The sequence below is a fragment of the Erwinia sp. SLM-02 genome, from assembly GCF_037450285.1.
Lineage (GTDB): Bacteria > Pseudomonadota > Gammaproteobacteria > Enterobacterales > Enterobacteriaceae > Erwinia.
Genome location: NZ_JAQISN010000001.1, coordinates 1,360,834 through 1,380,134 on the forward strand (window position 1 = coordinate 1,360,834; position 19,301 = coordinate 1,380,134).

General features: G+C 55.2%; 16 protein-coding genes and 3 tRNA genes. 10 read left to right on the forward strand and 9 right to left on the reverse strand.

Annotation, left to right across the window (positions count from 1 at the left end; all coding sequences use genetic code 11):
* Positions 1-201: 201 nt before the first annotated feature.
* Both ydiJ and PGH32_RS06305 read left to right on the forward strand, forming a co-directional pair.
* The gene (gene ydiJ, locus PGH32_RS06300) at positions 202-3,255 is read left to right on the forward strand and encodes a D-2-hydroxyglutarate dehydrogenase YdiJ (RefSeq protein ID WP_337893516.1); all 3,054 of its coding nucleotides are present in this window, start codon (positions 202-204) and stop codon (positions 3,253-3,255) included.
* Complete coding sequence (locus PGH32_RS06305) at positions 3,255-3,671, forward strand: hotdog fold thioesterase (RefSeq protein WP_337893517.1); 417 nt, start codon at positions 3,255-3,257, stop codon at positions 3,669-3,671. The genes ydiJ and PGH32_RS06305 overlap by 1 nt, the downstream gene beginning before the upstream one ends.
* A 59-nt stretch (positions 3,672-3,730) precedes the next feature.
* On the opposite strand, the gene PGH32_RS06310 is transcribed toward PGH32_RS06305, so the two are convergent.
* Positions 3,731-4,135: a hypothetical protein gene (locus PGH32_RS06310; protein ID WP_314421861.1), complete on the reverse strand. Its 405-nt coding sequence runs from the start codon at positions 4,133-4,135 to the stop codon at positions 3,731-3,733.
* 389 nt (positions 4,136-4,524) lie between these two features.
* On the opposite strand from PGH32_RS06310, the gene sufA reads away from it, so the two are divergent.
* From sufA to PGH32_RS06345, 7 genes are all read left to right on the forward strand, one after another.
* A complete protein-coding gene (gene sufA, locus PGH32_RS06315; protein WP_314421857.1) occupies positions 4,525-4,899 on the forward strand; it encodes a Fe-S cluster assembly scaffold SufA in 375 nt (124 codons plus the stop codon).
* 5 nt (positions 4,900-4,904) lie between these two features.
* Positions 4,905-6,398: a Fe-S cluster assembly protein SufB gene (sufB, locus tag PGH32_RS06320; protein ID WP_337893518.1), complete on the forward strand. Its 1,494-nt coding sequence runs from the start codon at positions 4,905-4,907 to the stop codon at positions 6,396-6,398.
* A 64-nt stretch (positions 6,399-6,462) separates the two neighbouring features.
* Positions 6,463-7,209 carry a Fe-S cluster assembly ATPase SufC gene (sufC, locus tag PGH32_RS06325; protein WP_314421847.1) on the forward strand — a complete coding sequence of 249 codons (747 nt, stop codon included), beginning with the start codon at positions 6,463-6,465 and terminating at the stop codon, positions 7,207-7,209.
* Positions 7,184-8,464: a Fe-S cluster assembly protein SufD gene (gene sufD / locus PGH32_RS06330; protein WP_314421843.1), complete on the forward strand. Its 1,281-nt coding sequence runs from the start codon at positions 7,184-7,186 to the stop codon at positions 8,462-8,464. Before sufC ends, sufD begins: the two co-directional genes overlap by 26 nt.
* On the forward strand, positions 8,461-9,684 hold the full coding sequence (sufS, locus tag PGH32_RS06335) for a cysteine desulfurase SufS (protein WP_314421836.1): 1,224 nt from the start codon (positions 8,461-8,463) through the stop codon (positions 9,682-9,684). The genes sufD and sufS overlap by 4 nt, the downstream gene beginning before the upstream one ends.
* A 114-nt stretch (positions 9,685-9,798) precedes the next feature.
* Positions 9,799-10,221, forward strand: coding sequence for a cysteine desulfuration protein SufE (sufE, locus tag PGH32_RS06340; protein ID WP_314421834.1), 423 nt, complete (start codon positions 9,799-9,801; stop codon positions 10,219-10,221).
* 74 nt (positions 10,222-10,295) lie between these two features.
* Positions 10,296-11,327: a L,D-transpeptidase family protein gene (locus tag PGH32_RS06345; RefSeq protein ID WP_337893519.1), complete on the forward strand. Its 1,032-nt coding sequence runs from the start codon at positions 10,296-10,298 to the stop codon at positions 11,325-11,327.
* A gap of 103 nt (positions 11,328-11,430) precedes the next feature.
* Here PGH32_RS06345 and PGH32_RS06350 read toward each other — a convergent pair whose 3' ends face one another.
* The 6 genes from PGH32_RS06350 to PGH32_RS06375 form a co-directional block, all read right to left on the reverse strand.
* Entirely contained in the window at positions 11,431-11,667 is a 237-nt protein-coding gene (locus tag PGH32_RS06350; RefSeq protein WP_008456504.1) for a major outer membrane lipoprotein, read from the reverse strand.
* Positions 11,668-11,972: 305 nt separating this feature from the next.
* Entirely contained in the window at positions 11,973-13,385 is a 1,413-nt protein-coding gene (gene pykF / locus PGH32_RS06355; protein ID WP_314421821.1) for a pyruvate kinase PykF, read from the reverse strand.
* Positions 13,386-13,760: 375 nt separating this feature from the next.
* Positions 13,761-13,837 (reverse strand) — tRNA-Val (locus tag PGH32_RS06360).
* 15 nt (positions 13,838-13,852) lie between these two features.
* Positions 13,853-13,929: transfer RNA gene (locus tag PGH32_RS06365), tRNA-Val, on the reverse strand.
* 20 nt (positions 13,930-13,949) lie between these two features.
* A tRNA-Val gene (locus PGH32_RS06370) sits at positions 13,950-14,026 on the reverse strand.
* 149 nt (positions 14,027-14,175) lie between these two features.
* A complete protein-coding gene (locus PGH32_RS06375) occupies positions 14,176-15,549 on the reverse strand; it encodes an MATE family efflux transporter (RefSeq protein WP_314421816.1) in 1,374 nt (457 codons plus the stop codon).
* 230 nt (positions 15,550-15,779) lie between these two features.
* Between PGH32_RS06375 and PGH32_RS06380 the strand changes: the two genes are divergently transcribed.
* The gene (locus tag PGH32_RS06380; RefSeq protein WP_314421809.1) at positions 15,780-16,436 is read left to right on the forward strand and encodes a riboflavin synthase subunit alpha; all 657 of its coding nucleotides are present in this window, start codon (positions 15,780-15,782) and stop codon (positions 16,434-16,436) included.
* A gap of 182 nt (positions 16,437-16,618) precedes the next feature.
* Here PGH32_RS06380 and cfa read toward each other — a convergent pair whose 3' ends face one another.
* Together cfa and punC are read right to left on the reverse strand one after the other, a co-directional pair.
* A complete protein-coding gene (gene cfa, locus PGH32_RS06385; protein ID WP_314421807.1) occupies positions 16,619-17,767 on the reverse strand; it encodes a cyclopropane fatty acyl phospholipid synthase in 1,149 nt (382 codons plus the stop codon).
* A 322-nt stretch (positions 17,768-18,089) separates the two neighbouring features.
* Positions 18,090-19,283 (reverse strand): purine nucleoside transporter PunC, encoded by a 1,194-nt coding sequence (punC, locus tag PGH32_RS06390; protein WP_337893520.1) that lies wholly within the window; start codon positions 19,281-19,283, stop codon positions 18,090-18,092.
* Positions 19,284-19,301: the final 18 nt, after the last annotated feature.

A 19,301-nucleotide genomic window follows, 5' to 3' on the forward strand; every position in this document is an offset into this window, starting at 1 on the left:
AAATCCGCGTCAGCGCGACAGTTACGCTAAGGCGACCGGTTTAATCATGATGTATGAAACGATTTTGTGACACAGACAACAGGTTATTCTTTTGTTTCGTTTTTTGAAATAACGGCAGGTCATAAAAAAATGTGATAAAACGGATAGCTGCGTCATTTACGTCGCGCAGAATGATCCATACAACATTTTGGTCACCCGATAATGATCCCACAGATTTCCCAGGCACCGGGCCTTGTTCAACTGGTGCTGACGTTTTTGGATATACTGAAGCAGGAAGGTTTTACCGGTGATACGGCTACCAGCTATGCCGATCGCCTGATAATGTCGACCGATAACAGTATTTACCAGCTGCTACCCGATGCAGTGGTCTTCCCCCGTTCCACCGCAGACGTCGCGCTGATTGCACGGCTGGCCGGCGAAGCGCGTTTTGAATCCCTGGTCTTTGCCCCGCGCGGCGGCGGCACCGGCACTAACGGCCAATCCCTGAACCGGGGGATCGTGGTGGATATGTCGCGCCACATGAAGCGCATCCTGGAAATTAATACCGAAGAAGGCTGGGTAAAAGTTGAAGCGGGCGTGATTAAAGATCAGCTCAACGCTTACCTGAAGCCCTACGGCTATTTTTTCTCTCCAGAATTATCCACCAGTAACCGCGCCACGCTGGGCGGGATGATCAATACGGACGCTTCCGGTCAGGGGTCGCTGGTCTATGGTAAAACCTCCGACCACGTGCTGGGCCTGCGGGCGGTGCTGCTGGGCGGCGATATTCTTGATACCCGCGCGATGCCCGTCGAGCTGGCGGAACAGCTGGCACAGCGGCAGGATGCCGAGGGAAATATCTACCGCGTGGTGCTGGATCGCTGCCGCCAGCAGCGCCAGCTGATCCTCGATAAGTTTCCCAAACTGAACCGCTTCCTCACCGGCTACGACCTGCGCCACGTGCTGAGCGACGATCTGCAACAGCTCGACCTGACGCGCCTGCTGTGCGGTGCCGAGGGCACGCTGGCCTTTATCACCGAAGCGCGGCTGGATATTACGCCTATCCCGAAAGTGCGGCGGCTGGTCAACATCAAATATGACTCGTTCGACTCGGCACTGCGCAACGCGCCGTTTATGGTTGAGGCCAAAGCGCTGTCCGTGGAAACGGTCGACTCCAAAGTGCTTAACCTGGCGAAGGAAGATATCGTCTGGCACTCGGTCAGTGAACTGATCTCCGACGTGCCGGATAAGGAGATGCTCGGCCTGAATATGGTTGAGTTCGCCGGTAACGATAAACCGCTAATTGACGGCCAGGTAGAGTCGCTCTGCGCCCGGCTGGAAACGCTGATGGCGGAGGGTGAGGGCGGCGTGATCGGCTACCAGCTGTGTAACGACGTCGGCGGCATCGAGCGCATCTACGGCATGCGTAAAAAAGCGGTGGGGCTGTTGGGCAATGCCAAAGGCCGCGCCAAGCCGCTGCCGTTTGTCGAAGATACCTGCGTGCCGCCGGAAAACCTGGCCGATTATATCGTTGATTTCCGTGCGCTGCTGGACGCCCATAACCTGAGCTACGGGATGTTCGGCCACGTGGATGCCGGCGTTCTGCACGTTCGTCCCGCGCTGGATATGTGCGATCCGCAGCAGGAGATCCTGATGAAAAAGATCTCCGATGAGGTGGTGGCGCTGACCGCGCGCTACGGCGGGCTGCTGTGGGGCGAGCACGGTAAAGGCTTCAGGGCGGAGTACAGCCCGTCGTTCTTTGGCGAAGAGCTGTATACCGAACTACGGCGCATCAAGGCGGCGTTCGACCCGGCTAACCGCCTTAACCCGGGTAAGATCTGCGCGCCGCTCGGCGTGGACGATCCGATGCTGAAAGTGGATGCGGAAAAACGCGGGACCTGGGATCGCCAGATCCCTGTCTCGGTGCGCAGCGACTGGCGCGGCGCGATGGAGTGTAACGGTAACGGACTGTGCTTTAACTTTGATGTGAACAGCCCGATGTGCCCGTCAATGAAGATCACCAGCAACCGTATGCATTCACCGAAAGGGCGCGCCACGCTGACGCGCGAATGGCTGCGACTGCTGGCCGAGCAGGGCGTCGATCCGCTGGTGCTGGAAAAGCAGCTGCCGTCAAAAGGCATCAGCCTGCGCGGGATGATCCAGCGGACCCGCAACAGCTGGCATGCGCGGCGCGGCGAGTATGATTTCTCGCACGAAGTGAAGGAGGCGATGTCCGGCTGCCTGGCCTGCAAAGCCTGCTCAACCCAGTGTCCGATTAAAATCGACGTGCCGGGGTTCCGTTCGCGCTTCCTGCAGCTGTACCACACCCGCTATCTGCGCCCGGTCAGCGACTATCTGGTGGCAACGGTCGAAAGCTATGCGCCGCTGATGGCTATGGCACCGAAAACCTTTAACTTCTTCCTGCGCCAGCGCTGGGTGGGGGCGTTAAGCAAGCGTCAGCTCGGCATGGTCGATCTGCCGCTGCTCTCTTCGCCAACGCTGAAACAGCAGCTGGCAAAGCACCGCAGCACGGCGACCACGCTGGAACAGCTTGAGCAGATGAGCGCAGAACAGCGCGCGCAGCACGTGCTGGTGGTGCAGGATCCGTTTACCAGCTACTACGAAGCCCAGCTGATTGGGGATTTTGTTCAGCTGATCGAACGGCTTGGCTTCACGCCGGTGGTGCTGCCGTTCTCGCCGAACGGCAAGGCCCAGCATATTAAAGGCTTCCTGCAGCAGTTTGCGCGTACCGCGCAGAAAACCGCCGACTTCCTCAATCGCGTGGCGCAGCTTGGCCTGCCGATGGTTGGGGTCGACCCGGCGCTGGTGCTCTGCTATCGCGATGAGTACCGCCAGGTGCTCGGGGATAAACGCGGTGATTTCACCGTTCAACTGGTGCATGAATGGCTGCAGCACGCGCTGGTGGACCGCGATATTCAACCCGCCAGCGGTGAAGCCTGGTATCTGTTCGGCCACTGTACCGAAGTGACCGCGCTGCCCGGCTCCGTTAAGCAGTGGGAAACCATCTTCTCGCGATTCGGCGCGAAGCTGGAAAGCATCAGCGTGGGCTGCTGCGGCATGGCCGGAACCTACGGCCACGAAACCAAAAACCTGGAAAACTCGCTGGGTATCTTTGAACTGTCCTGGCAGAAGGCGCTGCAAAAGTTCCCGCGCCAGCGCTGTCTGGCCACCGGCTATTCCTGCCGCAGCCAGGTTAAACGCGTGGAGGGGAGCGGTATGCGCCACCCGCTGCAGGCTTTACTGGAGATCGTGTAATGGCAATCTGGCAACGAGAAGTGACGCTTGAACAGCTGAACCTGCACAGTAAAGGGACGATGGTTGAACACCTCGGCATTCGATTTATCGCGCTGAATGACGACAGCATTGAAGCGGTGATGCCGGTCGACAACCGCACCCGGCAGCCGTTCGGGCTGCTGCACGGTGGGGCATCGGTGACGCTGGCGGAAACGCTCGGATCGATGGCCGGCTATCTCTGCACTCAGGGAGAGCAGCAGGTGGTCGGGCTGGAGATCAATGCCAATCACGTGCGTTCGGCGCGGGAAGGGGAGGTGCGCGGCGTCTGTCGCGCCACCCATATCGGGCGAACGCATCAGGTCTGGCAGATAGAGATTTACGGCGCTGACAGTCGATTATGCTGTACCTCGCGGCTGACAACGGCGGTGATAAGCTAATAACCCCAAATTATGCGGGGTTTTTAGCTGCTCTGCCACGCGGTATACTGTCAACGGGACTACATAATCCACGAAGCGTGTTTCACAAAGTCGCTTTGCAGTACCGTTGCTTTATCCCATTCACCGTTAAGTGCCAACTGATGACACAGGCGGCTGAGTGAGTGGCGCGCCAGCTGCCAGGCCTGCATACGGAATAAACGCTCGCGGGATGTATTGCTCAGCTCAACAACCAGTCGTTGATGAAGTTTGCCCATTGCGTGCAGATAGCTCCGATCGTCACCGTTCAGCTGGCAAAGCTCAGCCATATCGAGACAGGTATCATTGAACTTGCGTAACTGCTCAATGGTACATTCCGGGCGGTTCAGCTTTGCCTGCGCCATATAGAAGTCGACGGTGATATCACGTACGGAAAACTTATATTCATCAATCTTGTGTTGCAGCCACGCACTCATCGACAGATTCATTGCTGGTTCCAGTCGCGCTAATGATAATCATTATCATATTATAACTGCGTTAATATTCAATCGTCCGGCGGGATTTTTTATCGATAAATGCCGCCTTTCAAAAAAATTGGTATTAACGATAAGCGTTACGACGGATTCAGGTGAATGATTATTATTAAGAAGTGGCTGAAGATTACAACTTAGAAACATTTTGTTTTCAACAATTTATCTTTTGCGGTTATGACCTGAAGAGCACGTCACAATCTGTTTTACAGGGGCTAAACTTACTCAATAAGATTAGAAAAGCACCCCAAGGGTAATATCCCTGCAAAACAAGAGGTTGAAGTGATACAGGTTATCACTAACATAGAGGCACTAGCCCGAAGGGCTAACGTATCGCGAGGTAATGTATGCAATCAGCAAATCCAGCATCTTTTTCTCCAGACGACTTTATCTGGAAAGGACTGACGCTCACCGACAGCGCCGCCAAACAAATCAGCACCCTCGTCGCGGGCGATCCCGCTGTTAAGGGGCTCAAGCTGGGCGTTAAAACGTCAGGCTGCGCCGGTTTTGGTTACACCATGGATCTGGTGAAGGAAACGGCGAAGGATGATTTGGAGTTTAGCCATAACGGAGCATCGCTGTTCGTGCCCCTTCAGGCAATGCCCTATATCGACGGTACGGAAGTTGATTTCGTCCGTGAAGGCCTGAACCAGATTTTCAAATTTAATAACCCTAAAGCTCAACACGCCTGTGGCTGTGGTGAAAGCTTTGGCGTTGAGTAAACACTATGTCTCGTAATACTGACGCATCTGATGATGTACAGGTTTGGGAAGGCGGCCATCAGAAATACAAAGAAGGCTTCTTTACCCAACTGGAAACCGAAGAATTTGCCCACGGCATCAACGAAGATGTGGTGCGCGCAATCTCGGCTAAGCGTAATGAACCTGAGTGGATGCTGGATTTCCGCCTGAAGGCGTTCGCCGCCTGGCTGGAAATGGAAGAGCCTCACTGGCTGAAAGCCAACTATAAAAAACTGGATTATCAGGATTACAGCTACTACTCCGCGCCGTCCTGCGGAAGCTGTGACGATGCCTGTGCCTCAGAGCCGGGTGCCACCCAGGCTTCCGGCAGCGAAGCGCCTAACTACCTGACGCAGGAAGTGGAAGAGGCCTTTAAGCAGCTGGGCGTTCCGGTCCGTGAAGGGCTGGAAGTGGCGGTTGACGCCATCTTTGACTCGGTTTCGGTTTCGACCACCTACCGCGACAAGCTGGCGAAAGAAGGCATTATCTTCTGTTCATTCGGTGAAGCCATTCACGATCATCCGGAGCTGGTGAAACAGTATCTGGGTACCGTGGTGCCGGCTAACGACAACTTCTTTGCCGCGCTGAACTCCGCCGTGGCCTCGGACGGCACCTTCGTGTATATCCCGAAAGGCGTTCGCTGCCCGATGGAGCTGTCGACCTATTTCCGCATCAACGCGGCAAAAACCGGGCAGTTCGAGCGTACGATCCTCATCGCCGATGAAGGCAGCTACGTCAGCTACATCGAAGGCTGCTCTGCGCCGGTGCGCGACACCTACCAGCTGCATGCGGCGGTGGTTGAAGTGATCATCCACAAAGACGCGGAAGTGAAGTATTCCACCGTGCAGAACTGGTTCTCCGGCGGCGACAGCGAAGGCGGTATTCTGAACTTCGTGACCAAGCGCGCGCTGTGCGAAGGCGAAAACAGCAAAATGTCCTGGACCCAGTCAGAAACCGGTTCAGCCATTACCTGGAAATACCCGAGCGTGATCCTGCGCGGCGACAACTCCATCGGTGAGTTCTTCTCGGTGGCGCTGACCAGCGGACGTCAACAGGCCGATACCGGCACCAAGATGATCCACATCGGCAAAAACACCAAGTCGACGATCATCTCTAAGGGGATTTCCGCCGGCAAGAGCGAAAACACCTATCGCGGGCTGGTGAAGATTATGCCTACCGCGACCAATGCACGTAACTTCACCCAGTGTGATTCCATGCTGATTGGTGCCGACTGCGGTGCGCACACCTTCCCGTATGTGGAAGTGCGTAACAACACCGCCCAGCTGGAACACGAAGCGACAACGTCACGTATTGGTGAAGATCAGCTGTTCTACTGCCTGCAGCGCGGGATCAGCGAAGACGATGCGATTTCTATGATCGTTAACGGCTTTTGCAAGGATGTCTTCTCTGAACTGCCGCTGGAATTCGCGGTAGAAGCGCAAAAACTGCTGGCCATCAGCCTGGAACACAGCGTGGGCTAAGCCCGCGCCCTGAACTTTACCCAAGGGTATTTACAGTGCCGGAAAGCACTGCAAAGGAAACCATATGTTAAGCATTAAAGATTTACAGGTCAGCGTTGAAGATAAAGCTATCCTGCGTGGGTTGAATCTTGAGATCAAACCCGGCGAAGTTCACGCCATTATGGGACCGAATGGTTCAGGGAAAAGTACGCTGTCCGCCACGCTGGCAGGGCGCGAAGATTACGAAGTGACCGGTGGCTCCGTTGAGTTCAAGGGCAAAGACCTGCTGGAACTGGACCCGGAAGAACGTGCCGGCGAAGGCATCTTTATGGCCTTCCAGTATCCGGTTGAGATCCCGGGCGTCAGTAATCAGTTTTTCCTGCAGACCTCGGTGAACGCGGTGCGCAAATACCGTGAACAGGAAGAGCTGGACCGCTTCGATTTCCAGGACTTTATTGAAGATAAAATCCACCTGCTGAAAATGCCTGAAGATCTGCTGACCCGTTCCGTCAACGTTGGCTTCTCCGGCGGTGAGAAAAAGCGTAACGACATCCTGCAGATGGCGGCGCTGGAGCCGGATCTGTGCATCCTGGATGAAACCGACTCCGGTCTGGACATCGATGCGCTGAAAATTGTTGCTAACGGCGTGAATACCCTGCGCGACGGCAATCGCTCCTTTATCATCGTGACTCACTATCAGCGCATCCTTGATTACATCAAGCCTGATTTCGTACACGTGCTCTATCAGGGCAAAATCGTTAAATCAGGTGATTTCTCGCTGGTGAAACAGCTGGAGGAGCAAGGCTATGGCTGGCTTACCGACGAAGAGTGATAACGCGCTGCAACAGTGGCATCATCTGTTTGAAACCCGCGCTGAACATCGTTCAATGCAGGCTCAGCAGCACTGGCAGCAGCTGCTGCGCGTAGGGTTACCTACGCGTAAGCAGGAAAACTGGAAATACACTCCGCTGGACACGCTGTTTAACCACCAGTTTGTGCTGCCGCAGCAGGCCGCGCTGACGACGGAAGACATCAACGCGCTGGCACTGGCGGTTGATGCGGTACGTCTGGTGTTTGTTGACGGGCGTTTTTCCGCTGAGTTAAGCGACAGCGAATACGATCTGTTCAACGTTCAGGTGACGGGTTCCGGCGAGCGCCGCGAACTGAATGCACCGATCCAGCCGGAAGTCTTTCTGCACCTGACCGAAAGCCTGGCCGAGGAGTCTACGCTGATCCATCTGGCCCGCGGCAAGGCTGCAGCGCGTCCGCTGTACCTGCTGCACATCAGCAGCGGCAGTGCGGAAGGCGAGATGAACACCTCGCACTATCGCCATCACCTGCAGCTGGATGAAGCCGCGGAAGCGACGATTATCGAGCACTACGTCAGCCTGAACAACGCCACCCACTTCACCGGCGCGCGTTTTACCGCCGACGTGGGGAACGGTGCGGCGCTGACCCACTACAACTTCGCTTTTGAAGATCAGAGCAGCTACCACTTCTCGCACAACGATCTGGTGCTGGGGCGCGATGTGCGCGTACAGAGCCACAGCTTCCTGCTCGGGGCGGGCCTGACCCGTCACAATACCAGCGGTCAGCTGAACGGCGAGGGTAGCGATCTGGTGATCAACACGCTGATGCTGCCGATCGATAAAGACGTGTGTGACAGTCGTACCTATCTGGAGCACAACAAAGGCTACTGCCAGAGCCGTCAGCTGCATAAAACCATCGTGCGCGACCGCGCGCGTGCGGTGTTTAACGGCATGATCAAAGTGGCGAAGCATGCCCTCAAAACCGACGGTCAGATGTCCAACAATAACCTGTTGCTGGGTCGGCTCGCCGAGGTGGATACCAAGCCGCAGCTGGAAATCTATGCCGACGACGTTAAGTGCGGACACGGCGCGACCATCGGACGTATTGATGAAGAGCAGATGTTCTACCTGCGCGCGCGCGGCATCTCCCGGGATGCGGCACAGCGGATGATCATCTATGCGTTTGCCGCCGAGCTGACCGAAGCCATCAGCGATGACACGCTGAGAGAAGCGGTGATGCAGCGCATTGCGCAACGCTTCCCCGGAGGTCTGCAATGAGTTTCGATCTGGCTCGGGTACGGGCGGATTTCCCGCTGCTGACGCGTGAGGTCAACGGGCAACCGCTGGCCTACCTCGACAGCGCCGCCAGCGCACAAAAGCCGCAGGTGGTGATTGATGCAGAGAGCCAGTTCTACGAGCACGGTTACGCTGCCGTTCACCGTGGCATCCATACGCTGAGTGCGGAAGCCACGACCGAGATGGAAGAGGTGCGCGTTCAGGCTGCCCGCTTCCTCAATGCGGCGTCGACGGAAGAGATTGTGTTTGTCAAAGGCACCACGGAGGCGATTAACCTCGTGGCCAACAGCTGGGGAGGCAGCCAGCTGCAGCCCGGCGACAACATCATCATTACCGAGATGGAACACCACGCCAATATCGTTCCGTGGCAGATGGTGGCCCAGCGGACCGGGGCGGAAGTGCGCTTTATCCCGCTCAACGCCAACGGCGAGCTGGATCTGGCTAAACTCCCCGAACTGATTGACTCGCGTTCGCGGCTGCTGGCGGTGACCCAGGTGTCCAACGTGCTGGGCACGGTTAACCCGGTAAAAGAGCTGGTTGCGCAGGCGAAAGCGGCGGGGCTGGTGACGCTGATCGACGGCGCGCAGGCCATCATGCATGGTCACGTTGACGTGCAGGACATCGGCTGTGATTTTTACGTCTTCTCCGGGCATAAAATCTACGGGCCGACCGGCATTGGTATCCTGTATGGCCGTAAGGCGCTGCTGGACGCGATGCCGCCGTGGGAAGGGGGCGGTTCGATGATCGCCACCGTCAGCCTGACCGAAGGGACCACCTTCGCCGCCGTGCCGGGCCGGTTCGAGGCGGGTACGCCGAACACCGGTGCCATTATCGGCCTGGGTGCCGCACTCAAGTACGTAACGGATCTGGGACTTGATGCCATTCAGCAGCGTGAACATCAGCTGATGAACTACGCGATGGATAAGCTGGCTTCGGTGCCGGATATCACGATCTATGGACCTCATGAGCGCAGCGGGGTGATTGCCTTTAATCTCGGCAAACACCACGCCTATGACGTGGGCAGTTTCCTCGATCAGTACGGGATTGCGATCCGTACCGGCCACCACTGTGCTATGCCGCTGATGCAGCACTACGGCGTGCCGGCGATGTGTCGCGCCTCCTTTGTGCTGTATAATAGCGAAGAAGAAGTCGATCGCCTGGCAGCGGGATTAATTCGTATTCACCGTCTGCTGGGGGGCTGAACGCTCTCTGAGCCGGAGTGATTTCAGCCTTAAAGGGCGAGGCATGCCTCGCCCTTTCTACATAACGATCCGTTAGAGCAATGTCGTTCAGAAGCCGATTTAAGTGAGGAAGCAATGGCAACTTTGCCAGATAAAGAAAAACTGGTGCGCAACTTTAACCGCTGCGCGAATCAGGAAGAGAAGTACCTGTATATTATTGAGCTGGGTTCCCGTCTGGCTGCCGCATCTGAAAACCTTCACCAGCAGGAAAATCTCATCCCGGGCTGTCAGAGCCAGGTCTGGGTCATCGTCGATCTGGATGAAAACGGGCGGGTTCGTCTGCAGGGCGACAGCGACGCCGCACTGGTTAAGGGGCTGATTGCTATCGTTTTCGCCGTTTATCAGAAGATGACGCCGCAGGAAATTATCGATTTCGATGTCCGTCCGACCTTTGCCGATCTTTCCCTCACCCAGCAGCTGACGCCTTCGCGTTCTCAGGGGCTGGAAGCCATGATCCGTGCTATACGTCAGAAAGCGCTGATTCTCACCGGCGCGTGAGTTGCTAAACTACTCGGTGTGCGCCCCGCTGGTATACAGTGGGGTGGTTCCTCCTTCATAACCGAGAAAAACGCATGAAACCTCTGTTCCGATTTGCATTTATGGTTACTCTGCTGACCGGGGCGTACAGCGCCAGTGCTACCGAATATCCTCTTCCGCCTGACGACAGCCGCCTGATTGGTGAAAACAGCACCTATATTGTGCCCAGTGACGGTCGGCCGCTGGAGGCCGTGGCGAAGGATTACATGATTGGCCTGCTGGGGATGCTGGAAGCCAATCCGGGAACCGACCCCTGGCTGCCGAAGGCCGGAACGCAGTTGACGATCCCTACCCAGATGCTGCTGCCCGATACCAAACGTGAAGGCATCGTGATCAACGTGGCGGAACTGCGGCTTTACTACTACCCGAAAGATGAAAACAAAGTCATCGTCTACCCGATCGGCATCGGCCAGCTGGGCGCGAATACCCCGGCGATGGTCACCAGCATCAGCCAGAAAATCCCCAACCCGACGTGGACGCCTACGCCCAACATCCGCAAACGCTACGCCGCCAAAGGGGAAACCCTGCCGGTGACCGTTCCTGCCGGACCGGACAACCCGATGGGCCTGTATGCAATGCGGCTGGCCTACGGCAAGGGCCACTATCTGATCCACGGTACTAACGCTGATTTTGGCATCGGTATGCGCGTCAGCTCCGGCTGCATTCGCCTGCGGCCGAACGATATTGAAGCGCTGTTCAACAGCGTGCCGAAGGGAACGCGCGTTCAGGTGATTAACCAGCCGGTGAAATACGCCGTGGAGCCTGACGGCAAGCGCTGGATTGAAGTTCACCAGCCGCTTTCACACAACGAGAACGACGATCCGCAAACCATGCCTATTGCCCTCAGTCCGGGCGCGAAGAAGTTTATCAGCAGTGCTACCAGCGACGATGCGGTGATCAAAGCAGCAATAACGCGTCGCTCCGGTATGCCGGTTCTGGTCAACGAAGGGGAGGAAGTGAAAGATGATGCTTCAGTGCCCGCATTTCTTCATCAGCAGTCCGTAGACGGTTCCAAATCGCAACCGGCGGGGATTACTCAGGTTGGCGGTGAAAGCGTTCAGAATTGATTGCAGAGCGTCTGGCGGCGGGGTCAGTATCCGCCGTCGGCGTTACTGAATAGCAGGCAAAAAAAATGGCGCACAATGTGCGCCATTTTCAGTACCAGAACTCTTACTTACGGTAAGAGTGAGCCTGGTTGTCCAGACGCTGGTTAGCACGAGCTGCGTCATCTTTAGCAGCCTGAACGTCAGAGCGAACTGCGTTCACGTCGTTGCTCAGCTGGTCAACTTTAGCGTTCAGAGTCTGAACGTCAGAAGACAGCTGGTCGATTTTAGCGTTGCTTGAGCAACCAGCCAGCATAGTTGAAGCCAGGATTACCGCGCCCAGTACCAGTTTAGTACGATTCATTATTTATACCCTCTAGATTAAGTTAATCTCCATGTAGCGTTACAAGTATTACACAAAGTATTTTCTAATGAGAATAATTTTTTGATGAGAACGTGCTTAAATTTGATCGTTCGCTCAAAGAAGCATCTTCTTTAGGGGATAAGGCAAAAAATTAAGCGAAAACAGACGATTTTAATCGGATAGCTCTTAGATTTTAGTGCAATTGAATAGTTAATTTCGATTGGAAATTTTGTGAAATCAGGTTACGCAAATTGAAAAAAAGGCGCCTCTTAGGGCGCCTTATTACTTAATTGTGTAATCTTAAATTACAGAACGTGGACGGAAGCCGTGTTGGTTGTCCCGCTCGGCACCAGCGCACCGGAAACCATCACCACAACGTCACCCTTCTGCGCGTAGCCGCTGGCCAGCGCCGCTTCTTTACCCAGGCGGTAGAAATCGTCGGTAGAGGCGATTTCCTGCACCAGGCTGGTAATGACCCCTTTGGTGAGCAGCAGCTGGCGGCTGGTCAGTTCGTTAGTGGTCAGCGCGAGGATGGTCGCGTGCGGGAAGTATTTACGGATGGATTTGGCTGATTTACCGCCTTCGGTGGCAACCACAATCACCGGTGCTTCCAGATTTTCAGCCGTTTCAACCGCACCGCGGCACACCGCTTCGGTGATGCGCATTTTACGATCGTCGTTACGGGCATCAATGCGGCTCTTCATCACGCGATCGGTACGTTCGCAGATGGTGGCCATAATCCCGACGGATTCCAGCGGGTATTTACCCTTGGCGCTCTCACCGGACAGCATCACGGCGTCGGTGCCGTCGAGGATGGCGTTCGCCACGTCACCGGCTTCTGCACGGGTAGGGCGCGGGTTTTTGATCATCGAATCCAGCATCTGGGTGGCGGTGATCACCACTTTGCGTGCGCGATTACATTTCTTGATCATCATCTTCTGGGCAAAGATCACTTCTTCAACCGGGATCTCAACGCCCAGGTCGCCACGGGCGACCATGATGCCGTCAGAAGCATCAAGGATCTCATCGAAGTTGTTCAGACCTTCCTGATTCTCGATTTTTGAGATGATCTGGATGTTTTCGCCACCGTGGGCTTTCAGGTGCTCACGGATCTCCAGCACGTCTGAACGCTTACGAATAAAGGACGCAGCGATGAAGTCAACGCCCTGTTCGCAGCCGAAGATCAGGTCGAGCTTATCTTTTTCTGCCAGAGCCGGCAGCTGAATAGAGACGCCCGGCAGGTTAACGCCTTTGTTCTCGCCCAGATCGCCGTTGTTACGGACCTTGCAGACTACGGTGGTTTCGGTGACGTCGGTCACTTCCATACCGATCAGGCCGTCGTCAACCAGGATGGTATCGCCGACTTTCAGGTCTGCCGCGAAGCCGGTGTAGGTCACCGCAACGCGTTCGTTATTGCCGATCACGCTCTGGTCGGTGGTGAAGGTGAAGGTCTGGCCTGCGGTCAGGGCAACATCGTTACCGCCTTCCAGTTTCATGGTGCGGATTTCCGGGCCTTTCGTATCCAGCAGGATAGCGGCCTGGTGTCCGGTGTTTTTCACGACCGCGCGCAGGTTAGCAATACGCTGACCGTGCTCTTCATAGTTACCGTGTGAGAAGTTCAGACGCATAACGTTCATCCCTGCTTCAAGCAGGTTGGTCAGCATCTCTTCAGATTCAGTTTTTGGACCGATGGTGCAAACAATTTTAGTCTTTTTCATGACGGATTATCTGTAAGTTGTGATGGATGATAAGAATGGGTTCCGATGACGTGGCCACCGGAGGAGAAATTGGGTGCCTGAGGCAGACTGCGATACAGAGTAAGGATAGGTGACGGATTAAAGACATGCAGAAGAAGTTGAGACGTGGTTTCGGCGTGAGCGCAGCATGTTGTTGCGCAACAGGTACGGCTTATAAATTGTGTATTTACCATGCGCTGAAACCATTCAAGTGAAACAACGCGTGCATTATAAAGGCTAAGTGCTAGAAAACCAATTAAAAAGCGTTAGGACGTTTTAGTAAATGCGTCATGATGGCGTGTTGCGCAACGGAATCAAAGGGCGTGATGGGGTCTTAAAACGGGAGAATACGAAGAGTGGTGCGTTCTAGAGGACTCGAACCTCCGACCCCCACCATGTCAAGGTGGTGCTCTAACCAACTGAGCTAAGAACGCATTCTGGAAAATCTCTGGTGCGTCCGAGTGGACTCGAACCACCGACCCCCACCATGTCAAGGTGGTGCTCTAACCAACTGAGCTACGGACGCAAATTGTTTCTTCAGAGATTTGGTGCGTCCGAGTGGACTCGAACCACCGACCCCCACCATGTCAAGGTGGTGCTCTAACCAACTGAGCTACGGACGCACTGTTGCTATCTGGGTGACAGCGGGGACGAATATTAACGGCAGCCCGAACGCCTGGCAAGGAGAAAAAAGCTTTTTTATGCCTGATTGCTGCGCAACTGTGCGAAGCGCAGCAATTTTAAGCATATTCAGGCGAAATCTACCGAAAAATTAGTGTGCTGCGCGCGCCAGGATACGCTCCGAAGGCTGTCGCTGCAGGCGGATAATGCGCCAGATCATTAATATCGCCGAACTGGTCAGTCCGATGATAAAACCGCACCAGAAGCCCGCTGGCCCCATCGGTGACACCACCCAGTCGGTCATCGCCAGCACGTACCCGCTGGGCAGGCCGAGCACCCAGTAGGCAATAAAGGTAATAAAGAAAATCGCCCGGGTATCTTTATAGCCGCGCAGAATGCCGCTGCCAATCACCTGAATGGAATCCGAGAACTGATACACGGCCGCCAGCAGCATCAGCTGCGCCGCCAGGGTAACGACCTCAGGATTATCGTTATACAGCAGGGCGATTTCATGACGGAACGTCACCGTAAACAGTGCGGTCAGACAGGCCATGCAAATCCCCACGCCCTGCGCGGTCCAGGCAGCAACGCGCGCCTGCTCGGTTGAGCCCTGTCCAAGGCGGAAACCGACGCGAATGGTGGTGGCGACGCCCAGCGACAGCGGGATAACAAACATCAGCGAGCTGAAGTTAAGCGCAATCTGATGACCGGCGACTTTGACGATGCCCATCGGCGAAACCAGCAGAGCCACAACGGCAAACAGCGTGACTTCAAAGAATAACGCCAGTGCGACCGGCAGCCCAAGCCCGACGAGGCGGCGCAGCACCTTCCAGTCCGGGGCGGAAAATGACGTCTCAAGGCGAATATCATGCATAAACGCCGCCCGATTGACCCAGAATTTCATGGCGATAAACATCACCCAGTAGACCGAAGCCGTTGCCACCCCGCAGCCGACGCCGCCGAGGGCGGGCATACCAAAATGGCCGTAGATAAAGATGTAGTTAACCGGGATATTCACCAGCAGGCCAATAAAGCCCATCACCATGCCCGGCTTGGTTTTGGACAGCCCTTCGCACTGGTTACGAGCGACCTGGAAAAACAGATAGCCCGGTGCGCCCCACAGCAGCGCGTGCAGATAGCCGACCGCTTTGGCCGACAGCGCCGGGTCAACATTATGCATCGCACCAATCAGATAGCCCGCGTTATAGAGCACCACCATGATAATCAGCGACGAAAATCCCGCCAGCCAGTAGCCCTGGCGGATCTGCCAGGCAATGCGGTCGCGTCGGCCCGAACCGTTGAGCTGGGCAACCACCGGGGTCAGCGCCAGGATCAGCCCGTGGCCAAACAGGATGGTAGGCAACCAGATAGAGGTTCCCACTGCGACGGCGGCCATATCCGTGGCGCTAACGGCACCGGCCATCACCGTATCGACAAAGCCCATTGACGTTTGCGCAACCTGCGCAAGGATCACGGGAATTGCCAGCATTAATAACTGGCGCGCCTCTGTGAGGTACTTCTGCACGTAATACACCTTTATTTTACTTGTGGAGGTTTTTAGCTGGAGAACAGGCGGCGTTGACGCTTCGCCTCAGCATAGCAGGCCGCTTAGTGTAGTGTTTGCAGACGAATTAGCCAATAAGTAGAGGAAAGAATAGCTCTTTACGTCACGCAAACGGGTTTCAGTTAAGTTGGCTTTACGCGGCAGCCAGGGCAAACTAGTGCCAGCGACAACAAATTAACAGAGGCAAAGCTATGTTTACCGGAATTGTGCAGGGCACGGCTGAAGTGCTGGCAATTGAAGAGAAACCCAATTTTCGCACCCACATTATTAAAATGCCGGAAGCCCTGCTGCCAGGGCTGGAGCTGGGTGCGTCGGTTTCCCATAACGGCTGCTGCCTGACGGTGACGGAAGTTAACGGCGATCGCGTGAGTTTTGACCTGGTCAAAGAGACGCTACGCATTACCAACCTCGGCGATTTGAAAGAGGGTGATACGGTAAACGTTGAGCGCGCGGCTAAATTCAGCGACGAAATTGGCGGTCATCTGATGTCGGGTCACATTATGACCACGGCGGAAATCAGCAAAATCATCACCTCAGAAAACAACCGGGAAATTTGGTTTAAGGTGCAGGACGCCGACCAGATGAAATACATTCTGCATAAAGGTTTTGTTGGCATTGACGGCATCAGCCTGACGGTGGGGGAAGTTACCAAAACCCGATTCTGCGTGCATCTGATCCCAGAAACCCTTGCCAGAACCACGCTGGGCGCCAAGCGTCTGGGCCACCGGGTGAATATTGAGATCGATCCACATACCCAGGCGATTGTCGAAACCGTTGAACGCGTACTGGCACAGCGTGAAGCGTCGCTGCTGCTGGCGGCGGCGGCCGCTGAGGAAGCGGCTGAGTAAAATGAAACGGGTCTTCGGCTTGATACAGTGGATCTGTTTTAAACGCGCAGTGCAGGCGGCCTGGTGATAAAAAAGCCGCTATCTAAAAAGATAGCGGCTTAATAATCTTATCAATGCCGTAGTGTACTAAGACAACCTCTAATGCTCCCCATTATCCGCCGTCATCTCACGCGGCAGCGGTATCAGCGTGCCACACGCAGCCCGCCGTCAGCGCCGTGGGTAAACACCACCTGCCACAGCTGAATATCACGCGCGCGGAAGGCACCCGCACAGGCGTTAAGATAATAACTAAACATGCGCTTAAAGCGTTCGCCGTAGTTATCCGCCAGTTCCGGCCAGGCAGCCAGGAATCGATGATACCAGGCCATCAGCGTCAGATCGTAATCGGCACCAATATTGTGCCAGTCCTCCATCACGAAATGTGGCTCACTGGCGTTGGCAATATGCCGCACAGAGGGCAGGCAACCGTTAGGGAAAATATATTTATTGATCCACGCATCCACATTTTCATCGGTCTTATTCGCTCCGATGGTATGCAGCAGGAAAATACCGTCCGGTTTTAAATTACGGTCGACGACGGAAAAATAGGTCGCGTAATTTTTAGGACCGACGTGTTCAAACATCCCTACCGAAACAATTCTGTCGAACTGCTGATTTAAATCGCGGTAATCCTGCAAAAGAATGGTGACGTCCAGCCCTTCACAGCGCTGCTGGGCCATCTTTTGCTGTTCGGCAGAAATTGTCACCCCAAACACGCTGACGCCGTAGTGGCGAGCGGCATATTCCGCCAGCCCACCCCAGCCGCAGCCGATATCCAGCAGCGACATACCGGGTGAAAGCTGGAGCTTTTCGCAGATCATTTTCAACTTTGCTTCCTGCGCCTGCTCAAGCGTTTCTGCCTCTTTCCAGTAACCGCAGGAATATTGCATATACGGGTCAAGCATCAGTGAAAACAGGTCATTACCGAGATCGTAATGCTCTTTACCGACGATCCACGCTCTTTTACGCGACTGAAGATTGGTCAGACGCGCGGCGGCAACGCGCAGCGTATCTTTGAAATGGTGGGGGAGTTGTTGATCGAGTTTTGCCAGCAGCACGCGTTGGAAAAAAATATCCAGCCGATCGCACTGCCACCAGCCGTCCATATAGCTTTCACCCAAACCGAGCGAGCCTTCCTGCAGCACGCGTTTAAAAAAGTCCGGATGTGTGATTCTGATATCCCATGGACGGGAACCGTTTATTTCTATGTCAGCCTTGCGCAACATCTCCTGGACAATTCGGTACCACTGGTTGTGTTCCAGGCTCACTTCTTCTATACACGATGAACTCATTAGCTTCTCCATCACCCTGTGTGATTGAAACCCGAGAAAAGAATAGTCAAATTCTACAAGTCTATGAGAAAACTCACGGCAGAGCCGCAGTCTGATATCCGACGTTAACAGAGGATTGAATTATAACCGACAGAGGCTGAAACAGACGTAACACGAGAAGATGACAGCCTTGTCAGAAAAAAACACCGGACATTGCTAAAGCAATCTGCGGTTTTAAATGTTGGTAACTTGTTATTTTGTAGTGCCTGACGAGTATATGCTCCCGTCAGACAATATTCAATGCATTATTGTTAGCATGCTAACCAAGTGATTTTACTGCATATCAGCATGGATTTTCCATCGTTTGTAATGCCATTTTCCTGGCGGCTTTGCGCTGTATCAGATAGCCAATTGTAGCCAGTAAAATGGTCAGTAACATGACAAACACGGTCGTGTGTAGCGGTGACTCAATCCATGTTGAAACCGCCAGACTGGCGATAAAGCACATCCCCAGCTGCAGCATATTTTGCAACGCCGCGGCTTTACCCGTGGCCTGCGGGAAGGGCAGCAGGGCGCTGGACACCACCACCGGGTAAATCGCACCGCTGGACATCGACATCAGACAGAACGGCGCCAGCAGGCTGAACAATGACGGCGTCTGCTGCTGCGCGGAGATGAACAGTGCAATCACGCCAAGGCTGAAGCACAGCAGCAGCCACGGCAGCAGCTGGCCGCCGGAGAACCGATTAAGCAGCGCACGGCAGCCAAATCCGCCAATCAAAAAGGCGATGGTCTGCGGCACGTAGCTCAGGCCGATATCGGCCGGTGACAGGCCCAGATTGCCAAGAATAAACGGCGAGCCGGTAAGCCAGGCGAAGAAGCTGGCGGAACAGGCGGCGAAAATAAGAACGTTGCCGCTGTAAACCGGGGATTTCAGCAGCATCAGGAAGCCGGGTGCCGGACCCTGCGGCGCGGTGTTTTCAGCGGATGCCCGGCCTGCAAGGCGAAGCGTTGGGACCAACAGCGCCACGCTAATCAGCAGCAGTGCAACGAAGATAGCCCGCCAGGAAAAATGCTCAAGCAGCCAGGCGCCCAGCAGCGGCGCCAGCGCGGGGGAAAGCGCGACCAGTGGCATGATGGTGGCGAATACGCGTTTAGCCTGCGCGGCACTGTAGCGATCGACAACCAGCGCCTGCCAGCTGACGGCGGCAGCGCAAACGCCCACCGCCTGCAGGAAGCGGAAAAAGAGCAGCCACGCTGCGGATTCAACCCACATCATCGCCGCGCAGCCGATGGCGAACAGCCCAAGCCCCACCAGCAGCACCGGTTTACGCCCAAGACGGTCGGATAACGATCCCCAGATAAGCTGCGCGCAGGCGAAGCCGGCCAGAAAAATACTCAGACTGGCGCTGATCGCACCCGAACCGGTGGCCAGATCCTGCTGCATCTCGCCAAAAGCGGGCAGGTACATATCGGTAGCAAGAAAACCCAGCATGCTGAGCAGGGCCAGATAAACAATAAAGAATTTTGAGGGCATAGTTGACTCGTAGAGGGC

Coding starts and splice junctions, on each gene's coding strand:
- ydiJ (WP_337893516.1), top strand. CDS start 202: ATGATCCCACAGATTTCCCAGGCACCGGGCCTTGTTCAACTGGTGCTG.
- PGH32_RS06305 (WP_337893517.1), top strand. CDS start 3,255: ATGGCAATCTGGCAACGAGAAGTGACGCTTGAACAGCTGAACCTGCAC.
- PGH32_RS06310 (WP_314421861.1), bottom strand. CDS start 4,135: ATGAATCTGTCGATGAGTGCGTGGCTGCAACACAAGATTGATGAATAT.
- sufA (WP_314421857.1), top strand. CDS start 4,525: ATGCAATCAGCAAATCCAGCATCTTTTTCTCCAGACGACTTTATCTGG.
- sufB (WP_337893518.1), top strand. CDS start 4,905: ATGTCTCGTAATACTGACGCATCTGATGATGTACAGGTTTGGGAAGGC.
- sufC (WP_314421847.1), top strand. CDS start 6,463: ATGTTAAGCATTAAAGATTTACAGGTCAGCGTTGAAGATAAAGCTATC.
- sufD (WP_314421843.1), top strand. CDS start 7,184: ATGGCTGGCTTACCGACGAAGAGTGATAACGCGCTGCAACAGTGGCAT.
- sufS (WP_314421836.1), top strand. CDS start 8,461: ATGAGTTTCGATCTGGCTCGGGTACGGGCGGATTTCCCGCTGCTGACG.
- sufE (WP_314421834.1), top strand. CDS start 9,799: ATGGCAACTTTGCCAGATAAAGAAAAACTGGTGCGCAACTTTAACCGC.
- PGH32_RS06345 (WP_337893519.1), top strand. CDS start 10,296: ATGAAACCTCTGTTCCGATTTGCATTTATGGTTACTCTGCTGACCGGG.
- PGH32_RS06350 (WP_008456504.1), bottom strand. CDS start 11,667: ATGAATCGTACTAAACTGGTACTGGGCGCGGTAATCCTGGCTTCAACT.
- pykF (WP_314421821.1), bottom strand. CDS start 13,385: ATGAAAAAGACTAAAATTGTTTGCACCATCGGTCCAAAAACTGAATCT.
- PGH32_RS06380 (WP_314421809.1), top strand. CDS start 15,780: ATGTTTACCGGAATTGTGCAGGGCACGGCTGAAGTGCTGGCAATTGAA.
- cfa (WP_314421807.1), bottom strand. CDS start 17,767: ATGAGTTCATCGTGTATAGAAGAAGTGAGCCTGGAACACAACCAGTGG.
- punC (WP_337893520.1), bottom strand. CDS start 19,283: ATGCCCTCAAAATTCTTTATTGTTTATCTGGCCCTGCTCAGCATGCTG.